General features: G+C 61.0%; 18 protein-coding genes. 3 read left to right on the top strand and 15 right to left on the bottom strand.

The genetic code is table 11. The annotated features are described in order from the left end of the window. Nucleotides 1–159: 159 nt before the first annotated feature. Both ACZ5UM_RS11540 and ACZ5UM_RS11535 read right to left on the bottom strand, forming a co-directional pair. Nucleotides 160–1,287, bottom strand: coding sequence for an IS256 family transposase (locus tag ACZ5UM_RS11540; protein WP_083766174.1), 1,128 nt, complete (start codon nucleotides 1,285–1,287; stop codon nucleotides 160–162). 513 nt (nucleotides 1,288–1,800) lie between these two features. Then, nucleotides 1,801–3,411 (bottom strand): transposase, encoded by a 1,611-nt coding sequence (locus tag ACZ5UM_RS11535; protein WP_011196386.1) that lies wholly within the window; start codon nucleotides 3,409–3,411, stop codon nucleotides 1,801–1,803. Between the two features lie 173 nt (nucleotides 3,412–3,584). On the opposite strand from ACZ5UM_RS11535, the gene ACZ5UM_RS11530 reads away from it, so the two are divergent. From ACZ5UM_RS11530 to ACZ5UM_RS11520, 3 genes are read left to right on the top strand one after another with little or no spacing between them, the layout of a single operon-like run. Beyond that, on the top strand, nucleotides 3,585–4,016 hold the full coding sequence (locus tag ACZ5UM_RS11530) for a HEPN domain-containing protein (protein WP_464844276.1): 432 nt from the start codon (nucleotides 3,585–3,587) through the stop codon (nucleotides 4,014–4,016). Continuing rightward, nucleotides 4,016–5,347, top strand: coding sequence for a tyrosine-protein kinase family protein (locus ACZ5UM_RS11525; protein ID WP_464844275.1), 1,332 nt, complete (start codon nucleotides 4,016–4,018; stop codon nucleotides 5,345–5,347). Before ACZ5UM_RS11530 ends, ACZ5UM_RS11525 begins: the two co-directional genes overlap by 1 nt. Next, nucleotides 5,334–6,809: a P-loop ATPase, Sll1717 family gene (locus ACZ5UM_RS11520; protein WP_464844274.1), complete on the top strand. Its 1,476-nt coding sequence runs from the start codon at nucleotides 5,334–5,336 to the stop codon at nucleotides 6,807–6,809. Before ACZ5UM_RS11525 ends, ACZ5UM_RS11520 begins: the two co-directional genes overlap by 14 nt. A gap of 506 nt (nucleotides 6,810–7,315) precedes the next feature. On the opposite strand, the gene ACZ5UM_RS11515 is transcribed toward ACZ5UM_RS11520, so the two are convergent. The 13 genes from ACZ5UM_RS11515 to ACZ5UM_RS11455 form a co-directional block, all read right to left on the bottom strand. Next, nucleotides 7,316–8,077: a phosphorylase family protein gene (locus ACZ5UM_RS11515; protein WP_464844273.1), complete on the bottom strand. Its 762-nt coding sequence runs from the start codon at nucleotides 8,075–8,077 to the stop codon at nucleotides 7,316–7,318. Further along, nucleotides 8,070–8,837, bottom strand: coding sequence for an MTAP family purine nucleoside phosphorylase (locus ACZ5UM_RS11510; RefSeq protein ID WP_464844272.1), 768 nt, complete (start codon nucleotides 8,835–8,837; stop codon nucleotides 8,070–8,072). The genes ACZ5UM_RS11515 and ACZ5UM_RS11510 overlap by 8 nt, the downstream gene beginning before the upstream one ends. Before the next feature lie 123 nt (nucleotides 8,838–8,960). After that, a complete protein-coding gene (locus ACZ5UM_RS11505) occupies nucleotides 8,961–9,116 on the bottom strand; it encodes a hypothetical protein (protein ID WP_464844270.1) in 156 nt (51 codons plus the stop codon). 474 nt (nucleotides 9,117–9,590) lie between these two features. Continuing rightward, nucleotides 9,591–10,418 carry an ExeA family protein gene (locus ACZ5UM_RS11500; RefSeq protein WP_464844269.1) on the bottom strand — a complete coding sequence of 276 codons (828 nt, stop codon included), beginning with the start codon at nucleotides 10,416–10,418 and terminating at the stop codon, nucleotides 9,591–9,593. Then, nucleotides 10,419–11,807 (bottom strand): transposase, encoded by a 1,389-nt coding sequence (locus ACZ5UM_RS11495; protein WP_464844268.1) that lies wholly within the window; start codon nucleotides 11,805–11,807, stop codon nucleotides 10,419–10,421. 354 nt (nucleotides 11,808–12,161) lie between these two features. After that, nucleotides 12,162–12,401 carry a DUF6431 domain-containing protein gene (locus ACZ5UM_RS11490; RefSeq protein ID WP_464844267.1) on the bottom strand — a complete coding sequence of 80 codons (240 nt, stop codon included), beginning with the start codon at nucleotides 12,399–12,401 and terminating at the stop codon, nucleotides 12,162–12,164. A gap of 309 nt (nucleotides 12,402–12,710) precedes the next feature. Further along, complete coding sequence (locus ACZ5UM_RS11485; RefSeq protein ID WP_464844266.1) at nucleotides 12,711–13,391, bottom strand: restriction endonuclease; 681 nt, start codon at nucleotides 13,389–13,391, stop codon at nucleotides 12,711–12,713. 54 nt (nucleotides 13,392–13,445) lie between these two features. Then, complete coding sequence (locus ACZ5UM_RS11480; RefSeq protein WP_464848363.1) at nucleotides 13,446–14,396, bottom strand: 5-methylcytosine restriction system specificity protein McrC; 951 nt, start codon at nucleotides 14,394–14,396, stop codon at nucleotides 13,446–13,448. Nucleotides 14,397–14,838: 442 nt separating this feature from the next. Then, entirely contained in the window at nucleotides 14,839–16,296 is a 1,458-nt protein-coding gene (locus ACZ5UM_RS11475; protein WP_464844264.1) for an McrB family protein, read from the bottom strand. A 21-nt stretch (nucleotides 16,297–16,317) separates the two neighbouring features. Beyond that, entirely contained in the window at nucleotides 16,318–16,788 is a 471-nt protein-coding gene (locus ACZ5UM_RS11470; RefSeq protein ID WP_464844262.1) for a DUF6997 domain-containing protein, read from the bottom strand. Nucleotides 16,789–16,849: 61 nt separating this feature from the next. Then, on the bottom strand, nucleotides 16,850–18,208 hold the full coding sequence (locus tag ACZ5UM_RS11465; RefSeq protein WP_464848360.1) for an IS1182 family transposase: 1,359 nt from the start codon (nucleotides 18,206–18,208) through the stop codon (nucleotides 16,850–16,852). 33 nt (nucleotides 18,209–18,241) lie between these two features. After that, the gene (locus ACZ5UM_RS11460; protein ID WP_464844261.1) at nucleotides 18,242–18,697 is read right to left on the bottom strand and encodes a hypothetical protein; all 456 of its coding nucleotides are present in this window, start codon (nucleotides 18,695–18,697) and stop codon (nucleotides 18,242–18,244) included. Further along, the gene (locus ACZ5UM_RS11455) at nucleotides 18,694–19,413 is read right to left on the bottom strand and encodes a hypothetical protein (protein WP_464844260.1); all 720 of its coding nucleotides are present in this window, start codon (nucleotides 19,411–19,413) and stop codon (nucleotides 18,694–18,696) included. The genes ACZ5UM_RS11460 and ACZ5UM_RS11455 overlap by 4 nt, the downstream gene beginning before the upstream one ends. Nucleotides 19,414–19,769 lie beyond the last annotated feature (356 nt).

The following is a 19,769-nucleotide window of genomic DNA, read 5'->3' as shown; positions in this document are numbered from 1 at the left end:
GTCGAAAAACCCTGACAGGTCACTGAGTCAGGGGTGGACAATGTAATGCCAAAGGTCATGTCTCTTCCAGTAGAGCAACTATGCCTTGACCTTTACAACTATCGGACGGGGCGACGTCCCAGCCGCCGTGGAATTTCGTGGCGGCCTTTTTCTTCGTTTTTAGGCCGTTTGCACGGCGCTGGATGCTTCTGGAGCGGCGTGTCTGCTTAGGGCTTCCGACAGCATTGGGAGCTGGCGGTATCCCTTGATGCGCCGGAAGCCCTTCTCCGCTTCCAGGAGGCCCGCGGCAGTCCAGCGCAGCACCTGCTGGCCGTTCCGCCAGCGCTTGACGTTGCGGCTAGCCATCCGTACCTTCTCGAAGGCGGACTCGATGGGGTTCGTGGAACGGAGAGTCTTGCGCAGCGCCTCGGGCAGTTCCAGCCGCAGGACGGTCAGGGTCTCCTCGAGCCCCTCGCGCAGGCTGGCGGCGGCGCCCGGATACTTGTCGTCCAGGGTCTTGGCCAGGCTGGTGAGAGCAGTCCGGGCCTTCTCGTAGTCCGTCTCCCTCCAGGCTTGCTCCAGCTTGCGGCTGACCCACGCGCGAGCCTCGTCCGGCAGGTGGTCCAGCACGTTGCGCTTTTTGTGAACTTGGCATCGCTGCACGGTCGCCCTGGCACCCAGCACGTCCCGCACGGCAGCCCTGAGGGCCTTGGCCCCATCTATCACCACCAGGATGCCCCCGTCCACCCGCAGGCCGCGTTCCACCAGGTCTGTTAGCAGGGCGCGACAGACGGTTGCGTTCTCGGTAGCCCCTTCCCAGAGGCCGAGGATCTGCTTTTGCCCGTCGTCCGTGATCCCCAGTGCGACCACCACGGTGTGGTCTGCGACTTCGATCCCGTCCAGCATCAGCACCAGGTAGCGCTGATCACCAAGCGGCCTCGCCAGCAGCTCAGCCAGTGCCTTGCGTGTGGCCGCCACGAAGTGCCGGCTTACGCTGCTCTTGGACGTAGCCACGGCCGGCAGATCGTCGCCCACCGGCTCCAGGCCATGATGGTAGCGCCGAGTGGAGAGGCCATGAAGCATCCGTTCCAGGGCGGCCTGCGTCAGCAACTGCTCATCCTGGAAGGCTTCGTAGCTCGAGAGCCTGACCTCCTGTCCGTCCTTCGTCCGCACCCGAGGCCGCTGGATGGGTACCTTCCGTCCCCCCAGCACCACCCGCCCCTCCTCGGCACCGTGCCGAAAAGCCTTTCGATTGGGGTTGTGCTTGCCCTTGGGGCCGACGATGGCCGTCACCTCTGCCTCCATCATGGAGCGCAGTACGTCAAGCCCCACAGCGACGGCCAGGGCCAGCAGACCCTCCTTGGCTGCTCCCATGAGGGCATGCAGCGTCACCTGCACCTGCTGGGGCAACCAGGGCTGTTTGTCCACCTCCAGCATCTGGCGCTTCTTGGTCTTCCCGCGGTACAATGACATCAGTGGCGGCAACCTCCTTCCTACTGTCCACCCCCGTTATACCAAACGGGGCTTGAGGGCCGCCACTTTGAATTTCCACGATTTCCGGGACAACGCCTGCGCTCCCGAGACTGAACCCTGACTAGGGTAGGTACCAGCCGAGTCGTTTGGTACACTCTGATGCTTGAGTAAGTTAGTGCAGGTGTTGGCCACTCTAGTGGCCAGTTGCTTCCCCGGGTGCGTTTATGAGGCGCACACTGGTGGTGTTGGCGTCATCGTCTTGGGAACAGTCTTCCTAGATGTAAGGGTTCACGTGAAAGTACTACAGGAAGGAGAACATGCTCGTAGGGAAGTAACGGTTATACTAGCTCAAGTTTCACGCGAACAACTCGACATTCGTGGTGTTAAAAGGGCGTATGGGTAGGGAGTGGCCCGGTTCAGGGTAATCTCAGCTCCAGCCAGGGGAGTACCCCGGCTGAACACCAACCGCAGCGTGTCGCCGAGGCACCGAATGGTTGCTCGGCACCGGGCCGCTACTCGTACCAAGAGTCGACTCCCCGCCTCGGCCAGTTTGGGCGAGTTCGTGCTCAGAAACCGCCAAGCCCAGCGCACCAGGTTGAAGGCGAACAAGACCAGCTGCGTGAAGGCGGCGTTGGCCTCATACTTCCGCATCCGAGGAGTACCAAAGTGGAACGTTCCCTTCCACTCCTGGAACCCGGCTTCGATGGTCTGCCGTCCATGGTAGAGCTTGACGACCTCTGTCGTGGTGAGCTCCTCAGGCTGGAGCGTAGTCAGGATGACGCTGCGGACCTCCCGGCCATCGGCGTCCCAGCGGCGCATGGCGACCAGTCGCACCGGATACGGTGCGAGCAAAGTGGGGCCAGGTACGGTAACGGCTTCGGAGGCAAACCGGTTCTTCTCGACTTCAACCCAGCCCTCCGCCGGCACGGCGTCGAAGAGGCGCTTGTAGGCGGGATTGCTTCCGGAGTAGGACTTGATGGTGAACTCGTATCCCAGCTCCAGCAGCCGCTGGATCACCTCCGGCGTGCCAAAGGCGCTGTCGGCTCGCAGCACGATCCGGAGGGGAGCCGGGTTCGTCCGATTCTCCTGCCGGTACTGCCGGAGTCGCTGGTTCACTTCACGGAGGTGCTGAACCTCCTCCTGGAACTCACGCTGCAGCTTCTGCTTCCGGCGGGCGCTGCCCTTGCCTGATACCGTCTGCAGTTGCTGATACAGCTGCCTGACCCGAGCCTTCTGCTGAGCCAGGCATGCCTCGACCCATTCGACTCGCCGCAGGGGACGACCAATCCGGGCTTCGATCCTGGGAATCAGTTCGAGCAGGCAGGCGCCGGAACGGCTGTTGGCCTTGCCGGACTTGAGAAGGCCGTCGATGGCAAAGCGCTGCTGCTTCCCGCTGAGGAAGGCGGCTGCGATCTGATAGCCTCGGGCCAACTTCCCCTGGATGTAGCCGAAGTCGGTACCGGTGTACTGCCTGGTCTCGCCCCGAACCTTCTGGCCGGTGAGGTCGATGTCCACGATGACCATTCCGGACCGGTCTGGGCCCGCCACCGCCGCAACCTCCTGCTGAAGCAGGGGAGCCTGGATCTCCGCCAGTGCATCGGAAAGTTGTTGAACGTTTTCCTCCGTTAGTTTGCTAAAGGTCGCACAGACGGTGGAGAAGTGAGCAAAGCGTTCCTGCCCCCAGGCTTGAGCTACGGCAGGGTCGGCGACCAGCGGCTCGGGATCGAAGTTCAGGTCCTTCATGTAGCGGCAGTTGCCGAGAATGGCAACCAACGCCTCGACTACCTTGTCGACCGGCGTATGGGTGTAGGTCTTCTGATTGATCCGCAGGTGCCGGTTCAACACGTCAACCAGGTTCAGCCTTTGCGCTACCCAACCAAGAGCGACAAGAAAACCATGCCGGGTGGTGGATTTGATGGCTTGCGCAGTGACTTCGGGCGTCGTACCATGAGACTGCATCAGTCGAACCTCCACATGGTGGTTTAAGAGGGGCAAATCCCACCATGTATCATTGGTTCAGACTGATGCTTTTTCAATGGGTTTCCATTGTACGGAGTGCGGGTTATTCACGCGAAACTTGAGCTAGTGAAGTTTCTGTCTATACTTAGTGGGCCTTATGTAGGGAGGTTGCAATGTCCAGTATAGCTTTTCCCAACGGTGACGATTTTCCTGAGGCTTCCACAAAGCACATAGAGGACGCTACAGCGTTATGGAAGGCGAAGAGGTTCGATGGGGCAGCTTATCACGCAGGGTATGTAGTAGAGTGCGTGCTAAAGACTATTGTTGTTCTTGAGACTGGCAGTCATCCGGGTAAGCGCCATAATCTCCAGAACCTCAGTAGCCGTGCCATCCATCTCGCTTCAATGTTGGGTTCGCGCACCGCTAGGTACGCAACTCCTCGTCACCTTCCTACCTATAGAGCGATCCTCTCTGGGTGGAGACCGGAAGTCCGCTATTGGCCAGCTGGACAGATTAGTTATGCTGATGCCCTCACGTGGATGCGGGCAGCCTGGAGGGTATACAATTCCACCATTATCCGTATGAAATTGGATGGGGTGGTCTAGTGCATAAGCACCTCGACGAGGTTAAGCGGGACGTTATACAGAAACTTGAAGAGTTGGTAAGAGGATACTCACCAGCTATTGAGAAGATTGTGCTAATTGAGGATATATATGGTTCATTACGTCTTGTGCTGTGGGCAGACAGATCCGCAGAGAATGAGCTGAGGGATATTGTTAACGAGACTTTGCAAGGGGTTGCTGCTCCGTACTGGTCAGGTGACATCTGGTTGGGCAACGAGCCCGGAAAGGCCAACCAACAAGTGTATTCAAAGGCCTGGCGAGATGCACAACCGCTGGATGAGCACGATCGGATTCGTTATCTTGGGCGCTACCGCACCCGTGATGTTTGGTTCAGAGTGCCAACGGAACCCTTATGGAAGGCAACAGCTGGACCTCCAATTGTTCTGTTTTACTCCTTTAAGGGAGGTATGGGCCGGAGTACGGCCGCGGCATCGTTCGCCATTCAGCGGGCGAGAAAGGGTGAGCGCGTAGTTGTAATCGATTTCGATCTCGACGCGCCTGGCATCGGTTCGTTGCTGGCAGCTGATGCCCGCGGAACTACGGCACAGTGGGGCGTTGTTGACTACCTTCTCGAGCGGCCGTTCGGTGAAGTTCCGCTATCTGATTATTACCACGCTTGCCGTAGGCCTGAAATTGTACAGTCAGGCGAGATCCTTGTAGTGCCAGCAGGAAGGCTAGATGACGATTATCCAGGTAAATTGGCTAGATTGGACTTTAGCTCAGATGCAGTAGCAGGCCGAGACTCAGTCATCAAGAACCTATTCGATCAGATTCGTAAGGAACTGCAACCTGACTGGGTTGTCGTCGACACCCGGACAGGCTTGGCGGACCAATCGCTTGCCTTGATGAGCGGGGCAGCCCATCTGCATGTGCTTTTTGGCAATGCATCCCAGCAGTCTTTGGCCGGACTCCGGCTTGTTCTGGAACGTTTCGGGAAAGAGCGCATCCTTGCAAACAAACAGCAACTGGATTGCTTGTTGGTACAGGCGATGGTGCCTGATGCCAACGCCTCAGCAGAGGATGCAAAGAGAGTGTTCGCGCAGGAAACAGAGATACTGTTTTCAGAGCTGTACTATGCCGCGGATCCTGAAGAAGGGTCCGAAGATGAAGACGATCTCTGGTATATTCGTGATATGGAAAACGAAAGCGCACCACACGTACCTATCCCCATCACCTACAAAGTTCGCCTAGCTCATTTCACTGACATAGCTGAGGTCGTAGACGTATTGGCGCAGGACAAAGAGTATCTGCATCTCGGAAGACGGATTGCACAACGGTTTGGCCGGACGGAGGAACAAAATGACGAGCACTAAGGAGAAAGAACGCCTGTTGGAACAGCTCTCGCGAATGGGCAGCGAGGGAAGGGCCGAGAGTGAAGATGCACAGAGATTTCCCCACAACTTCTATCCAGTGCCCAGCCACGCCCGGGCACTGGATCCGGATGTTGTCCTCATAGTAGGTCCTCGCGGTTCGGGCAAGACCGAAATGTTCAGAGCTGTAACCGAGTTCCAGTTGCTAGATGCAATAGCGCGATATGCAAAGAACATTCGCCTTCCTGCAAGGGGGAGCCAAGCGAGCTGGCGCAAGGGGTTCACTGTCGGTCGTGACTACCCCGAAGTGAGTGGATGGAACAAATTCCTGCAGGAGTACGGTGACCGAAGAGGGGCTGTTCAGGATGTCTGGCTTGCTTACCTAGTAAGGCTGGTGTGGGACGAACTGGATGACACAGCTAGGGGGAACATGACCGCCCTCAAAGCGCAACAGGCAGGTGATGTTATCGCGAACTACCAGGCACTGTTGCAAGAGGGCGCCGAGCCGGTGCTGGCTCTAGATCGACTGGACGAACGTTTGGAGCAAGATAACCGATACCTGTTTGTGGTTTACGACGAGCTGGACACTCTCGGAAGCAAGAGTCGAGAAGTGATGAGTCGTGCGGTGGACGGGCTGGTGGCGTTATGGGCCAGCTACGCCCGACGTTGGCATCGCATAAGGGGAAAGATTTTCCTTCGATCGGACATCTTTGAGCGGCATGTCCTCTCAGGAGGCCCAGATCTTGCGAAATTGGCAGCTAACCGGGTGGAGTTGACATGGCAGGATGTAGACCTTTACGCAATGCTGGTTAAGCGCGTCGCCAACCAGAGCGATGAACTACTGCAGTACTGTCAGCGTGCCCGCATCGCGTTTACGGAAGATCCCGCATTGGGCTACGTTCCTGTCATTCGGTCGATAGCGGATGCTCGCCCACTGACTGAAAGGTTAGTTGGTCCCTACATGGGAGCCAACATCAAGAAGGGTTACACGTACCGCTGGCTACTGGATCACATTCGAGACGGCCATCAAAAGGCACTCCCGAGGCCTTTGGTTCGACTGATCGAACGCGCCGCAGACATACAGATGAAGAAGAGCCTTCCCTCTGGTACGCGCTTGCTGGAGCCCTCATCTCTCCGCCAAGCATTAGACATCGTTTCTCTCGACCACGTGAGGTCTTGGTATGACGAGTCGCCTTGGCTAAGAATTGTCAAGAAGCACTTGGAAGGGCACCAGGTTCCATTTGAGCGGAGGGACCTGCAGCGTATCCTGCATGAAGCCATACAAGAACGAGATTTCTCTACACTCTCCGACTCACTCGGAACCGAGATATCAGGGCGCGAGCTGGTTGATTACATGATTGAACTTGGAATTCTTCGCGTGAAGACAGACGGTCGTATCGATGTTCCCGACCTGTTCCTGAAAGGGTTGGGGTTGAAGCGCAAAGGCGGCGTGCGCAAACAGTAGCGTAACCGTCGGAACATGACGGTGACTCACACACTCCGTCATTCCGGTTTGCTTAGTTGCGGGGTCCAACAAGGACAGATCATCGCAGATATCAGTACGGTGGGGAGCACAAGTGTTGTGCGGAACCTGGCCTTCGAGGTCCCGCTTTCTCATACCTTTCTTCAATTCTCGCTTCAATATCCTCCCCGCCGCGGTGTTCGGTAGCGCCGGCCGGACTCCACTTACTTAGGGATCTTGTACATCGCCAATCGCTTGCGGCGGTGTTCGTTTAGCTCTTCCGTCGTAAGGTTCGCTCCGGACTTACACGAACGCCTTCAGTCTCGCCCCACGAGGTCTGGTCGTTGTACTGCCTGAACTGCTCGTTGAATGAATGCGACCGCCGGTTGACGCATATGGTGCCTGTGGATCCGGGAATTGAGTAACCCGGTCCTAGTAGTACGCGCGAGAGGTTCGCGCCCGCGCTGGACCTTCTTACTTCTGCACACGCGCGAAAACCTGTACCTTGCTTATTTTCCCACCCACTCCTGCCAGTCGTCGCCGATCAGCCCCTGTGCGCGGGCCCCGGCCATCGCCTGCCGGCAGCTGCAGCTCCGATCGTGCCGCACCATCCCGGCCGCTCGTGCCAGGACTGGCAGCAGGTTGACCTCCGCGTCACCCACCACCGTCAGCGCCGCATCGCACAGTTCCAGCTCCCGCGCCAGGAAGGCCTCGGGCACCAGCCCGGATCCGAAGACGTCCGCTCCCCACATGCGGTACATGCGCCGCTCGGCCGGCGTCGCCTCCCGTGACCCGTCGAGTCCGACGTACGTGGCCCCCCGGAACGTCCGGGGGGTCATCGCGCGCGCCGCCGCATACAGCGCCGCCGACAGCTCCGGGCAGAACGGCGGGTCGAGCCGGATGAACCCGTAGCCCTTGCCCACGAAGAAGGTGGGGGGAAGGAGGCGGGTGAGGTCGATGACGTCGGCCGGGACCACCAAGTCGCCGGGCTCCAGCAGGGGACTCACGGGCTCTACCCTCGCCGCCGCCAGGACGGCCGAGGCCCCGGCCGCCTTGGCCGCGTAGATGAGGGCCCGGGGGTCGGTGTCAGCCGTGCGGATCAGGGCCAGGCCCCGCTGCTCCACCTGCCCGTACGGCGTCTCGTGCCGCGTGACCGGGCTGGCGTGCTCCGCCGTGAGGCTTCCGCTAGTGCTGGGGCCTGTGGTTCCCGCCCCGCTCTCCGTCGCCGCAGGCAGCATGTCCTCCGGCAGGATGTACAGCGTCTCACTCACCCTGGTTCGCCTCCTCCTCCAGCAGCCGCCGCATGATCCCGAACATCAGCTGCCCCACCTCCGGCCCGAACAGCCGCTGCTCCGGCCCGTCGAAGGGGACCCCGGTCGCGTAGTTGGAGACCCAGCAGAGCGACCCGTACACCATCCCCAGCTCCCGGGCGAGGAAGACCTCGGGGGCCAGCGTCATGCCCACCAGTTCGGCTCCCGCCTGGGCCAGGAGGGCGATCTCTGCCCGCGTCTCCAGACGGGCCCCCTCGGTGGCGGCGTAGACGGCCCCCGGCGCGGCCCGGTGGCCGCAGGCCGCGGCCGCCCGCACCAGCTTGGCCCGCAGGTCGGGATCGAACAGCTCGCTCACCGCCGCCGGCCCTGCCCGCAGCACCCCGCCGAAGCTGTCCGGCCGCCGGCGCGTCCAGTCGATCAGGTCCGACACCACCGCCAGGCTCCCCGGGGGCAGCGAGCGGACGAGCGACCCGGCGCTGTTCCAGCTCAGGATCCGGCGGGCGCCCAGGGCGCGGGCCGCCCAAACGTTGGCCCGGTAGTTGATGAAGGGCGGCGTCACGCCCAGCCGCCCCTCGCCCCCGTGCCGACTGAGGAAGGCGACCGGCCGGCCCGCCACCGCAAAGATGCGGAACGGGCCGGCGGGGCCGAAGGGGGTCTCCACCATCCGCTCCGTCCAGCCCGGGTCGAACGCCAGGTGATAGGCGGCCGTCCCGCCGATGATCACCGTGTCGACCGAAGCCGGCTGTCTGGGTTCTGTCATCGGCTCTCCCTCGCATCGCGGATCGTCCGTTAGCGCTTGTCCTCTTCACTATACCAAAGAGTGAGGATACGGAAAGACCCGCCGTCCCCTCCGGCGGGTCCTTTTTCGCGTTCTGCAACGACCTCACAGCCCTTCCCCGGGCGGGGCCACTCCCAGGCTGCTATAGCACTGCACCAGGTACGGGTGGGAGTCCTGCGTCTCCCTGCTGTAGGCATAGATCTTCAGGCTGACCGGCCCGGTCTGCAGCGGCTGCCCGTCCGGCGTCCTGGCGCCCTCCACGGTGAGGGTGAGCCATCCGGGTCTGCCCCAGGGTATGGCCTCAGTCGGGTCGCTCTGCGCAGGCGTTGTTGTTGCCCGCGCTATTTGGCAGTGACTTGACTGGCGACAGTGTCGTTCGTCAACTGACGCGTTGGTTTGTCGCCAGGATCGGGGGCAGCCGGCCAGCCGGCCGCCCCTGCTGAGCTTAGAACAGTGTAGCTTGTACAGTTCCGGATGCGACCCGTTTGCTTGGGCTGCGGTGAATCCGTGCCGTCCTCCGGCACTCCGTGAGTGCCTGGCGGCTCCTGGCGAGGAATGCACGAAGATCTCGGGCGCTGGGGAACTCCAGCTCGACGGCACCAGTCGTTCCATCCCGGAGCACGAGTACGTAACGTGGGTGCGTCCGGCAGTCCGGCTCACAATCGAAGTAGACCTCAACCGTATACTGAGGCAGCACGGTCGCTCGCAGTGAGGCCAGCACGAGTCATCCCTCCATTACCACGGGCTGCTGCCCTTGGCGGTCTGCAGATCCTGCAGCTCAAACAGAACCCGGTCGACATTCGCCTCGTCCACGAAGCGCTGCTCCCGGGAGCAGGCGTCCAGCAGACAACTGGTGCAGAGTGTGTTGATCACCCGGGGGAGACCCCGGGACTCCACCGCGATCTTCTGCAGCGCCTGCTCCGAGAAGATGGGGGATGTTGCGCCCGCATGGCGCAGGTGGTGCCGGATGTAAGCGATGCTCTCCTCCTCGCTCAGTGCCCCCAGGTGGTAGCGCACCTGAACGCGCTGGGCAATGGCCTCGAAGGTGCGCAGGCGGAGCATGCCCCGCAGTTCGGACTGCCCCACCAGCACGAAGGTCATGGGACAGGCGGAATCCAGGTGGAAGTTGAGCAGGAACCCCACCTCCTGGAGCATGGCGTGGGGCAGCAGGTGCGCCTCATCCAGGACGATGACGGGCTGCAGCCCGTGCAGCCGGTAACCGTCGAGGATGGTCTGCTCGAACAGCCGCCGGGTCTCTCGGCTCAGGAAGTGGTACGGTGCAGCCACACCGAGCTGGGTGAGTACGTCACGGTAGAAGGCCGTTGGCGTGAGCTTGGAGTCGGCGATGTAGACAAACGGGTTCCGGGTGCGGTCCAGCAGGTCGTACAGGGTACGAATGGCGGTGGACTTACCGGCGCCCACTTCGAGCCCGAAGGCCCGGTGGCGGACGCAATACTGAAGCCTGGCCACCAGTTCCTGGTGTTGCGGGCAGGGAAACAGCTCACTGGTTGCGATCTTCTTGCTGAAGGGCAGGACGCGAAAGCCGAAGAACTCGACCAGCACTTAGCTCTGGCCTCCCTTCGGTTGCGTCAGCCGGGTGTAGGCGGTCTGCCCCAACTGTATCCGTCGTTCGGCCTCATGCTGCTTCCTGACGAGCGTGAGGAAGTTCAGGCCGCTCTGCGTCGCCGCAGTTGCCGGTTCGGGTGCGGGCGGCACCGCCTGGTGACGGGTACGGTGAAGCGCCAGCGGCACTGCGTCGGCAAAACGCTTGCCCTCATGCCAGACCTGGACTTGGCTCAGGTCGTAGGGGTCGTAGCGGAGCGTGACCTTCCGGCGGGCCATGGCCGAGTCCACCTCGTAGTGGTTACGGTAGAGCGAGAAGCAGCCCGTCTGATCCACCATGCGCTCCTCCTCCCAGAGGAAGACCTCGCGGAGCGCGGTGGGGTCGATGCGCCGGAGTGGCTCCGTGTCGTGTTCAAACCGCTCGTGGGGCGTCTGCTTGGTCACGCCATGGACCCGCTGGTGGTAGGCCACCTCCAGCCAGGCCCAGAACAGTTCGTTGAGCTGCTCCAACGTGGTGAGCCGGCCTGCCGCGATGAGCTGCTGTGCCTCCGGGAGAAAGCTCCTCTGCACGGTGAGGAAGAACCGCTCGATCTTCCCGCGACCTTGCGGCCGGTACGGCCGGGAGTGGGTGAGGCGAATGGCCAGCCGGCCACAGATGCGGGAGAGGTGACGGGCGGAGTAGATCGCCCCATTGTCCACGTAGATGCGCCGGGGCAGGCCATAGCGCAGAATGGTGCGCTTCAGGCAGTCTTCCAGGCGGGGCAGCTTCTCCTCCCAGTACATCTGCCCGTACACGATGCGGCTGTAGTCGTCGATGAACGCGATGAGGTAGACCTTGCGGGTCCTGTCGGGCCTGTCCGGGTGTGGCAGGGCCAGAAAATGGCACACGTCGCCCTGCCAGCAGTCGTTGCGATGGGCGGCCTCAAAGCGCCGGAAGGTCGCCTGGCTCTTGCAGCTGAGCATGGCCTTGCGACTGTAGCCTGCCCGCACCAGGTGCTGTGCGAGCGTGCTGCGCCGAAGCAGCCCCGCCGGAACCACGCCAGCCTTCTCCAGCGTGTCGATGATCTGCTGCACGCTGCGCTCCGGCACCTCCCGCCTGGCCGCGATGGCCTGCTCCAGGATCTCGGGCGTGATGACCCGGCCTCGCTGCGCGTCGTCCCGCGCCTTCGGTTTCAGCCCGTCGAAGCCAGCTTGCCGGTAGGCCGCGATCCACCGCTCCAGGGTGCGGACGCTGACCCGGGTCTTGTCACTGTGCGGTATCTCGTGGCGCTGTCGCGCAATCTGCTGCAGAAGCCGCCGCCGCTCGAGCCGGGTCAGATCCCCCGCCACCACCGGTGCGATGAGCTGCCACCGGAACGCGGCAATCTCGTCTCGCTGCTGCTCGTCCATGTCGGTCGCCTCCCATGCCAGGTTGGGGCCATTGTGGCACGGCGACCTGTCAGAGGGCGACGGACAGACTCTGTGGTGGCGGGCTAGAGGGGGGCAGGGTCCCCGCCCAGGCGGTTCAGGGCTGCAAACACCCCGGCGTGTTCCTCCGGCCGCCGATCCAACTGGCAGCGGTACCAGTCCCCGACGTCGAGCAGGAAGTGGAGGGCGGCTTCCGAGCCTTCCCGCCGGGGTGTGAGCGCCTCGAGGATGGTCGCCGGCCCAGAAGCGCAAGATGCGCTCGGCGAGCATCTGGCTCCACTCCCCGGCCAGGTCTCTCGCCCTGCCAAGCCAGCGTCTGAGCGTCTTTTCCGAGAGTCAGCTTACCGCTGGGCTGCTCAGCCGCTGGGCCAGAGTACTCCAGGGCAGCCCCCGTCGGAGCCGGCCGCGGATCACGGCTTCTCGCACCAGCGTGATGAATCGGGCGTACGATTTCAGAAAGTCAGGCAAGATGGCGCACGTCTTACGGCACCCTGGACACCACCAGCGGTAGATCGGGATGTACGCCTTCTGGTGCGCAGTAAAGACCCAGCGCCAGTACCGCCCATGCCGCCGCATTCGACCACCGCAACCTGGGCAGTGCAGGGGCAGGTCCGGCCCGCAAGTGCCATATTTGCGAAGATAGGTCTGGACGTTCTGACCGAGGGGAAGTAAGATACACATACACAGGTGCACTCCGCCCTGTGGGGAGAGCCTGCCCAGGTGGACCGCCAAGTCACAGGCCTGGGCAGGCTCTCATATTTGTCCCCTGTCGTACCAAAACGGAGAGGACAGCCCCTCTCCTGATGATTCTATCTTCAATATTCTCTGTCCTACACAAGCGCACGATGCTCAGCACCTGTTGACAAATAGTCTGGGCAACAACATTTAGGCGCTCGATGAAGTATCGCTATGCGAGCGGATGCTCGCCTCATCTGGTTGGCCTTGCGCTTTACCAGTTGTATGACCTGCCCGCTCCCGTTTGCGACCGGCTTGCAGCAGGCCATGTTCCAAGAGAAGGCGAACCGTGTCCCGGCCGGACCACACCTCCACGCCCGACATCTGCTTATACTCCTCTGCCTTCGGGGTCAGATAGGAAGTGGTAACCAAGATCGCTCGGCATGGCTGATGCGGGAGAGCTGCGCCTATGAAATTGCGCAGCTCATTATTGGAGATGCTGGTCAAAACACTGTAGCGTTTACACTGAACTACGACTCGTTCTGACTCGTTGCTGGCGATTAGGTCTATTCCGTGGTCGCCGGTTCCACCGACGAGGTCAACCGCGTAGCCCATCCTTTCAAATAACCGACCTATGAGTTCCTCAAACTCCCGGCCAGACAGCCGATTGAGCGACTCTAGTGCTTTCATCTCAGACTTAGTAATATCGGGCCAGATCTTCCTTACCTTCCTCGGAATCTGAGCTCGCCAAAAAGCTCGATTCTCCTCGGCTCTTCTCATGTCATCCTCCTGTTCCCAACGTGCGAGCAGCCCATCTAACCACACGAACAGGAAGAACCCGCCTACTGCACCCAAGAGGAATGCGGGTAGCAGCCACCATGCCGAAATCACTCTCCTAGACCTCCTCCCGCACAAATATGGGGTAAATGCCTGTCCCAAACCCTCTTACCTTTTCAGGAGCAGACTCACATTGACAGTTGAGTATCCAAACGGCAAGCCGACCAGGTTCAACTGAATCCGCCGGCCACCCTGCACAATTTCGGCCGAAATAGTGTCGCAGCACGTTGCAGCCACATTCGACCAGGTACGTTGTGGTAATGGGTATACAAGCGTCGCCGTAATGTCCTCGGCATCGAAAGACCCCGCATAGGCCAGGATCTGATGAAAGTCCGCCCGGTGCACCGCCTTTTCCTCGTCAGTGAATCGCCGCCAGCCCACTTCGTTAAGCTCAGCGAAGTGGGCTTTGTACTTGGCGTCGATCACGTGAATCGTACGCCCGCGCCGCACCACAATGTCCGGAGCCAGGTGCCCGAGCGAGCGGCGCACGGGGTCCTGCCAGGCGATGGGCACCACGGTTTCGCCCAGCCGCCCGACTTTCACTTCTCCTCCGATCAGCTTCGCTTCGCGGCGGACAACTGCTTCTACATACGCCTCCCACAGCGTTTCCAACGACAGCGCCCAAGCCAAACCGTCCCTCTCCCGACCGCCGCCCAGCCCCCGCTCCTCCTCCACCCAGGCCATGGCCTCGATGCCAAGGCGCAGCGCTTCGTCGGCGAGCCGGCGTCGTCCCCAGTGATCTAGCTCGTGGCGCCTGGGGCGTTGTGGCTGAACGTCGGTCAGCGTGTCCAATAAGTTATGCGCAACGGTAGCCAACCCAGCTGCAACCGGGTCGCCACGGCCTACACGCACCAGGTCGGCATGTACGCGTTCCAAGACCCAACGCGCGTAACTCCGGAGGAGTGGATCGTGCCCCAGGTCAGGGAATCGACAAGGAACGCAGTGCCACTGTCCCCGGACCAGCGACTCCGCGATGTAGCGGTTCCAGAGGATACGCCCCCGCGGACTACCCAGAACCGTCTCACGCTGTTGGTATCCCCGCTGCAACCGGTGAAGCATCGCTTCCAGTCGGGCGAGCACAGGTCCGGCGAGCACCCAGGGAGGCACCTCCCGTCCGCTCCCCGGAACCATGGGGAGAGGTAGAAACTCCGGAAGGGCCGGCCACCCCGTCTCGGCAAGTACTCTGCCTACCCCCGACCAACCAAAGCGAGGGGAGACCAAGAGGCCGCCAACCACCCGCCCAGTCTGCGCAGAGCGAAGGGGTACGGCCCCCGTTTTCCCGCCGGGGGTGAGTCTGATGGAGAACCCGCCAATGCCAGCATGCGCCTCGGCCTTTATGTCGAGGGCGTGGAAGGCGGGTTGGTTGAAGCGTAGGAAAGCCTCCGCATACGATCCCCACCCACCATCCCGTTGTGGGGGAGCGAACAGTTGCGGGGAAAGGGTGATCGCAGGACCGTGATCCACAGCTTGGTAGAGCGGCGCCTGCTTGGGGGCTGTACTGCTAGTCCGCCCAGCGGCCATGTTCGATCACACCCTCAATCTGGTCACGTACAGCCTGCAGTTCGGCTGCAAAGGAGGCCACCATGCCCTCTCGTAAGTACTCGTCGAGAAGCGGCAAAAGTTCGTACTTGAACCGCCTCTTGAGCTCCTCATCGTCCTGGGCCAGGAAGTAGCTGTGGCCAGGCAGCAGGTCCAGTGCCTCATCGGGAGCGTGTTCCACAAACACATCCTGGAGTGCAGCGAATGCCCTGAAGGCCAACTCGAGTCCGGTCGCTTTCACTACGTCAGGATTCGGCCGAATCGTCATGAAAGCAAACCGGCGGCGCACTGCCAAATCCAGCGACGCGATGGACCGGTCGGCCGTATTCATCGTGCCTAGGACGTACAGATTGGGCGGGTAGGTAAAGGACTTCATACCGTTCACGGCGTGCGGGAGCTGCACCGTCCGAGGCCTGTCCCCCCCAATCTCTCCCGGCTCGAACAGGTAGATGGCCTCGCCCAACACCTTCCCCAGATCTGCACGGTTGATCTCATCGATGACGAGGAGGTACGGACCCTCCTTCGCGGCCTCCGCGGCCTCCAAGAGCCATCCGGGACGCACGATGAAGCGCAAGTTCTCGCCTTCTGGCCTTGGCGACAAGCCTACGACAAAGTCCTCGTACGTTACCGCAGGGTGAAACTGAACGGTCGCACCCCGACCACCGAAATACCGCTGTTTCACCAGTTCGGCCATGCGCGTCTTGCCTGTACCCGGCGGTCCCTGGAGAATGACAAAATGACGGCGAGTGAGTAGGTCATATACCTCCGCCTCGGTGGTCGGCGCGAAGAGGTCTGCCCGCATGGCGTCGATGAGCCGGTAATACTCCGCTTCATACTCCTTTAGAACCTTCCACCCGCGCTCATACGCGTATAGGTCAAAGAAGGCCTGGACCACGATACGTGCACGATCAGGCTCTTGCGGCACCTTGGCTATGGCGTATAGTTCACCGCCGTACCGCCGGAGCGCGGACTCGAACGCCCTAAGGTGCTCATGAACGAAGTCTGGAACCGGCACGCCAAGGGCAGTCGGATCGGGCTTCGCCCACATCCAGATCCCGTTGTCCATCAGGTACTTACGCAGCGCCCGTACACGCCGCCGGTGGCCCGGGCGGCTCAGTAACCCCTCATCAGGGGAAAGGCCAGCCGTCCCTACCACGAACGTGATGATGGATCCGGCATCCTCAGTGGGAAACCAGACAAGGCTCGCCCCGCCATAAGTGCCAGATGTCGGGTTTTCGGGGTGGATGAATCCGGCGAACGGGGCGTCGACTCCCATTGATACTCGAATGTTCGCTTTCCGCTCTTCTGACTTGTAATACCGTCCTCCAAACAGTGCTTCCAACAACGGGCGCAGACCACCAGGAGGTTGCGGGAGTCCCTGCGCGATAGCAAGAGCTAGTTGCGTCAACGCATCGGCCAATCTTATCTCCTCCAACCTTACTCATGTTAGAAATGTCAAACCATGTGTTCCGAGATCTAGCAGCAAGCGCCGATGTTTCACGGCAGCCATTTGCGTAAGTTCACGATTCCACCCAGAACATTCAACCACGTCGTACTGGACTGTGGGGCCTCTGTGCTCACAACGCAAGTAAATGGGAGCTAGGGGCGTCGTTCCAAGTCTAGGAGCCACCGCTTTCGCCGCGTAGACAAGCTTATGTTTGGCGAGAGAGCCCGCCGGTCCCATTTTCGATTCGACTATGAATACCGTCTCCTTCCCGGAACGTCGACCTACGAACAAGGCGTCAATCTCTACCTGCCCGGTCGAGTGCTGAAGGGTTTGAGCTCCGGGGTAAGGCACCACTTCGAAGCTGAACGTTCCTGCCCCCATCGCCGGCGCTGCCGTCGGCCACGGCTTGTCCAATCCTAGGAGCCTGTCCGGGTAACCGCACGTGAGATAGGGGCAGACTCCCAATGATTGGATATCAACGATCGTGCCTACTTCTTCATGCGCTGTCTGAAGGCAGATTTCGGGTCTATCCGGCCTGCCTGAACGCGTAGAGCTTCAAGAGGTTGTGGCAAAGGCACACGAGAACCCATTCCCCGTTGACTGCTTCCAGTCCACGGAGATGGAACTGCCGGAAACCACGAGCCTCCTTGATCTGCCCGAAGACCGGCTCAACGCTTTGCTCTCGCTTCCGGTAGCGCTCGGCGTGTCGCTTTAGCTGCAGTTTCCGCCGCATCCGATCCCGAAGCGTTGCTCCCTTGGGAATCGGGCCGCGTGGTGATTTCGCACGCCGACGTTCGCTGTGTCGCTGCTTCTCCGGAGGAATGTAGGGATTAATTCGCCGCTGCAACAGCCACTGAACATTTTGCTCACTGAAGTACCCTGCATCGGCAGAAACCTCCTCCGGCATCTCATCGACATTGGCTTCGACCTGTTCCATCATGGGGATCAAGTGTGGAGCATCTGCCGCCTGGTTTGTTACGGCAGCGGCTACGATGATCTGCGTATCGGCATCGACGACGGCTTGTGCGTTGTATCCCTGGATGAACTGCTTGTCAGAGCCTTTCATGATCCGGGAATCGGGATCCGTAAAGTTGCGCTGCGCTGTCGGAGCAGGTTCTGCCTTCCGCTGCTTCCGCCGACGGCCCCCCTTGGCCCCCTTGGGCTCGGGCCCTTCGGGAGGCTCATGTTCGTCAGCGCCGGCCCTCAGGCGCGCTTCGGCTTCCAGAGCAGCCTTGGCTTCTTGAATCTTGGCCAGCCGCCGCTCACGGAAGCGGAGTTCTTCGGGCAGTTCATCCCCACGACGATGTGGGCCGAAGCGGTGATCCTCGGCCTGGTCAGCTTGCTCGGCTTTCTGGAGCAGCTCTGCGATCTCTGCCTTCAGGCGTTGTTCTTCCTCCACCATCCGGCTATAGCTCATCGCCTTGTGCTTGGAGGCGTTGGCCTTGATCTTGGTGCCATCCAAGGCCACATGACCCAGGCGAACCAGTCCGGCCTTCTTGCAGATCTTGACCACTTGCAGGAACAGGTCGGAGAGGGCCTTTAGATGCCGCTTCCGGAAATCGCTGATCGTCCGGAAGTCGGGCTGGTTGTTGGCCGCAAGGACGCGGAAGGCTACGTCCTCCTGCAGCCGGCGTTCGATCTTGCGAGAGGAGTAGACGCCGTTGCAGTAGGCGTACAGCAGCACCTTGACCATCATCCGCGGATGGTACGGTGGGTAACCTCGTAGCTCTCGCTCGTACGTCTGTTCGATTTGGCTTAAATCGAGTGAGTCCACGACATCACTCAGGAAGTAAGCGAAATGGTCATGCGGAAGCCAGTCCTGCAGGGCAGGGGGCAGCAGCAACAGCTGATTGGGCTCATACGGTCGATACGTCTTCTTGCTCATGCTGAAGACATTGGACACCGAACCCTTTTGCTCCTACAGAACTGGCTTACTCAGACAGGCTCCTAGGGCGTAGCCCATCAACCCGGAAGCAAAGGCCAAATTGACCATGCATCGCTCCGTCAATCTCGGCAGGAGGTAATAGGGCAGTAGGTCCCGGGGGTCGCTTTGCGGATGATAGATCTCCGGATCTTTTTGTGTGTAAATTTCCTCATCGACTAGAAAGAAGTCCTCTACTCTCCCTGGCGTACCAATGACGGCGAATTGCGTCCCTGGTCCGTCGGTCGCCCTGCCGAGTCTTAGCACCATAGCTCCCGCTTCCCGGAGCTCAGGCGGCAGGTCATCGAGCGAGTCGATAGAGATGTACGCTGCCGTGTCGATCCGTCGGTTATCAAAGCCGTTCTCCAACAGGTACCGCCGAAAAGACGTCGGCCCAAACACCGACCACTCCCCTGACGGTAGGTACTTCAGTGCCGGCTCGAAGACCCTCATGCACGCCACCTCCGGGGACAGGTGGCCTCAACGTACTTCTCCAGTAGATGTAAGAACGCCGGATCATACCCCTCATCCACATGATCCACGTTCCATAACCCCGACTCCCGCACAGCCGGATTGACGGACCAGTGACCCAACCAGCCAGCTGACGGGGGATCAATAGGAGGTCGGCCCCGGTTAGAAAGCAGCCCGATGACGTTCGCTTCGATCACCTTTCGGTCGCTGTTTCGCCCTGGTGGATCCTCCACCGCAACCCAGAGAAACGGCATCGACCGGATGTACTGGCTCACCATCTGCTCGATTCGCCTCTCGGCCTCCCGCAGTTCTCCTTCCGGTGGTCGATGAGGATTCCCCCACTGAACCCCGGCCGCCGCATCTGCCAATCCGTGGTTTAGCAGCGCAGCGCCCACGTGCAGCCGGAAGATCGATCCCCGATGGTTGCCTCCTCCTCCACGGAGGGTGCCCCGGTGCTGACTGAGGCGCTTCCAGAGTGTGGTCTGGCTCCCCGGGGACACCGCATGGGTACCCACCCGTACTACCCGGTAGGTTCGACGATCTTCCCGGAACTCTCCGGGTTCAAAGAAAAAGTACACCCCCCTCTGGGGCAGATCCCGACCTGCCTGCCGATCACTCAGCAGCCTGGCTCCACCGACCCGGGCCTCTAACTCCTGCAGCAGCTCGTAGAAGCGATCGAGGTCTCTTCTCCTGCTCATCCTGTCGCCCCCAGATGACAGGCATCACACAATTCAATACCGAACGTTTTCGGCACTGACTTGCTGGAATCCTGTGTCATCTGGAGATGCGCGGCTCGGGCCAGCGGAGCGTACCGACGGCATCAGCAACCCGGGGCGCGCAACAGGCGCAGCAACCCGCTGCGCCCCTGTGCCCCAAGTTTGGCGTACCCATGGTGATACGGAATCCCGCACGGACCACAGCCGATTCTACGGCTGGCCCAACTTCCCCGCTGCCGCGGAACAGCCCGGCTGGGGGAGAAACCGTCACACATCCTCCTCCCCCGTCTCCGCCTCCCTGTTCGGATCCCCATACCTCGGCCGCTGCTCCAGGCGCA

The sequence above is a fragment of the Symbiobacterium ostreiconchae genome (genome assembly GCF_055396975.1).
The sequence above is the reverse complement of the archived record's forward strand: the minus strand, read 5'-3'. Positions and strand labels throughout refer to the sequence as shown.

Bases quoted from the DNA above. Each gene is read 5' to 3' on its own strand.
- ACZ5UM_RS11495 (WP_464844268.1), bottom strand. From the start codon at position 11,807: ATGGACGAGCAGCAGCGAGACGAGATTGCCGCGTTCCGGTGGCAGCTC.
- ACZ5UM_RS11460 (WP_464844261.1), bottom strand. From the start codon at position 18,697: ATGAGGGTCTTCGAGCCGGCACTGAAGTACCTACCGTCAGGGGAGTGG.
- ACZ5UM_RS11480 (WP_464848363.1), bottom strand. From the start codon at position 14,396: ATGCTTCACCGGTTGCAGCGGGGATACCAACAGCGTGAGACGGTTCTG.
- ACZ5UM_RS11510 (WP_464844272.1), bottom strand. From the start codon at position 8,837: ATGACAGAACCCAGACAGCCGGCTTCGGTCGACACGGTGATCATCGGC.
- ACZ5UM_RS11490 (WP_464844267.1), bottom strand. From the start codon at position 12,401: ATGCGGCGGCATGGGCGGTACTGGCGCTGGGTCTTTACTGCGCACCAG.
- ACZ5UM_RS11530 (WP_464844276.1), top strand. From the start codon at position 3,585: ATGTCCAGTATAGCTTTTCCCAACGGTGACGATTTTCCTGAGGCTTCC.
- ACZ5UM_RS11540 (WP_083766174.1), bottom strand. From the start codon at position 1,287: ATGATGGAGGCAGAGGTGACGGCCATCGTCGGCCCCAAGGGCAAGCAC.
- ACZ5UM_RS11465 (WP_464848360.1), bottom strand. From the start codon at position 18,208: ATGAGCAAGAAGACGTATCGACCGTATGAGCCCAATCAGCTGTTGCTG.
- ACZ5UM_RS11520 (WP_464844274.1), top strand. From the start codon at position 5,334: ATGACGAGCACTAAGGAGAAAGAACGCCTGTTGGAACAGCTCTCGCGA.
- ACZ5UM_RS11455 (WP_464844260.1), bottom strand. From the start codon at position 19,413: ATGAGCAGGAGAAGAGACCTCGATCGCTTCTACGAGCTGCTGCAGGAG.
- ACZ5UM_RS11535 (WP_011196386.1), bottom strand. From the start codon at position 3,411: ATGCAGTCTCATGGTACGACGCCCGAAGTCACTGCGCAAGCCATCAAA.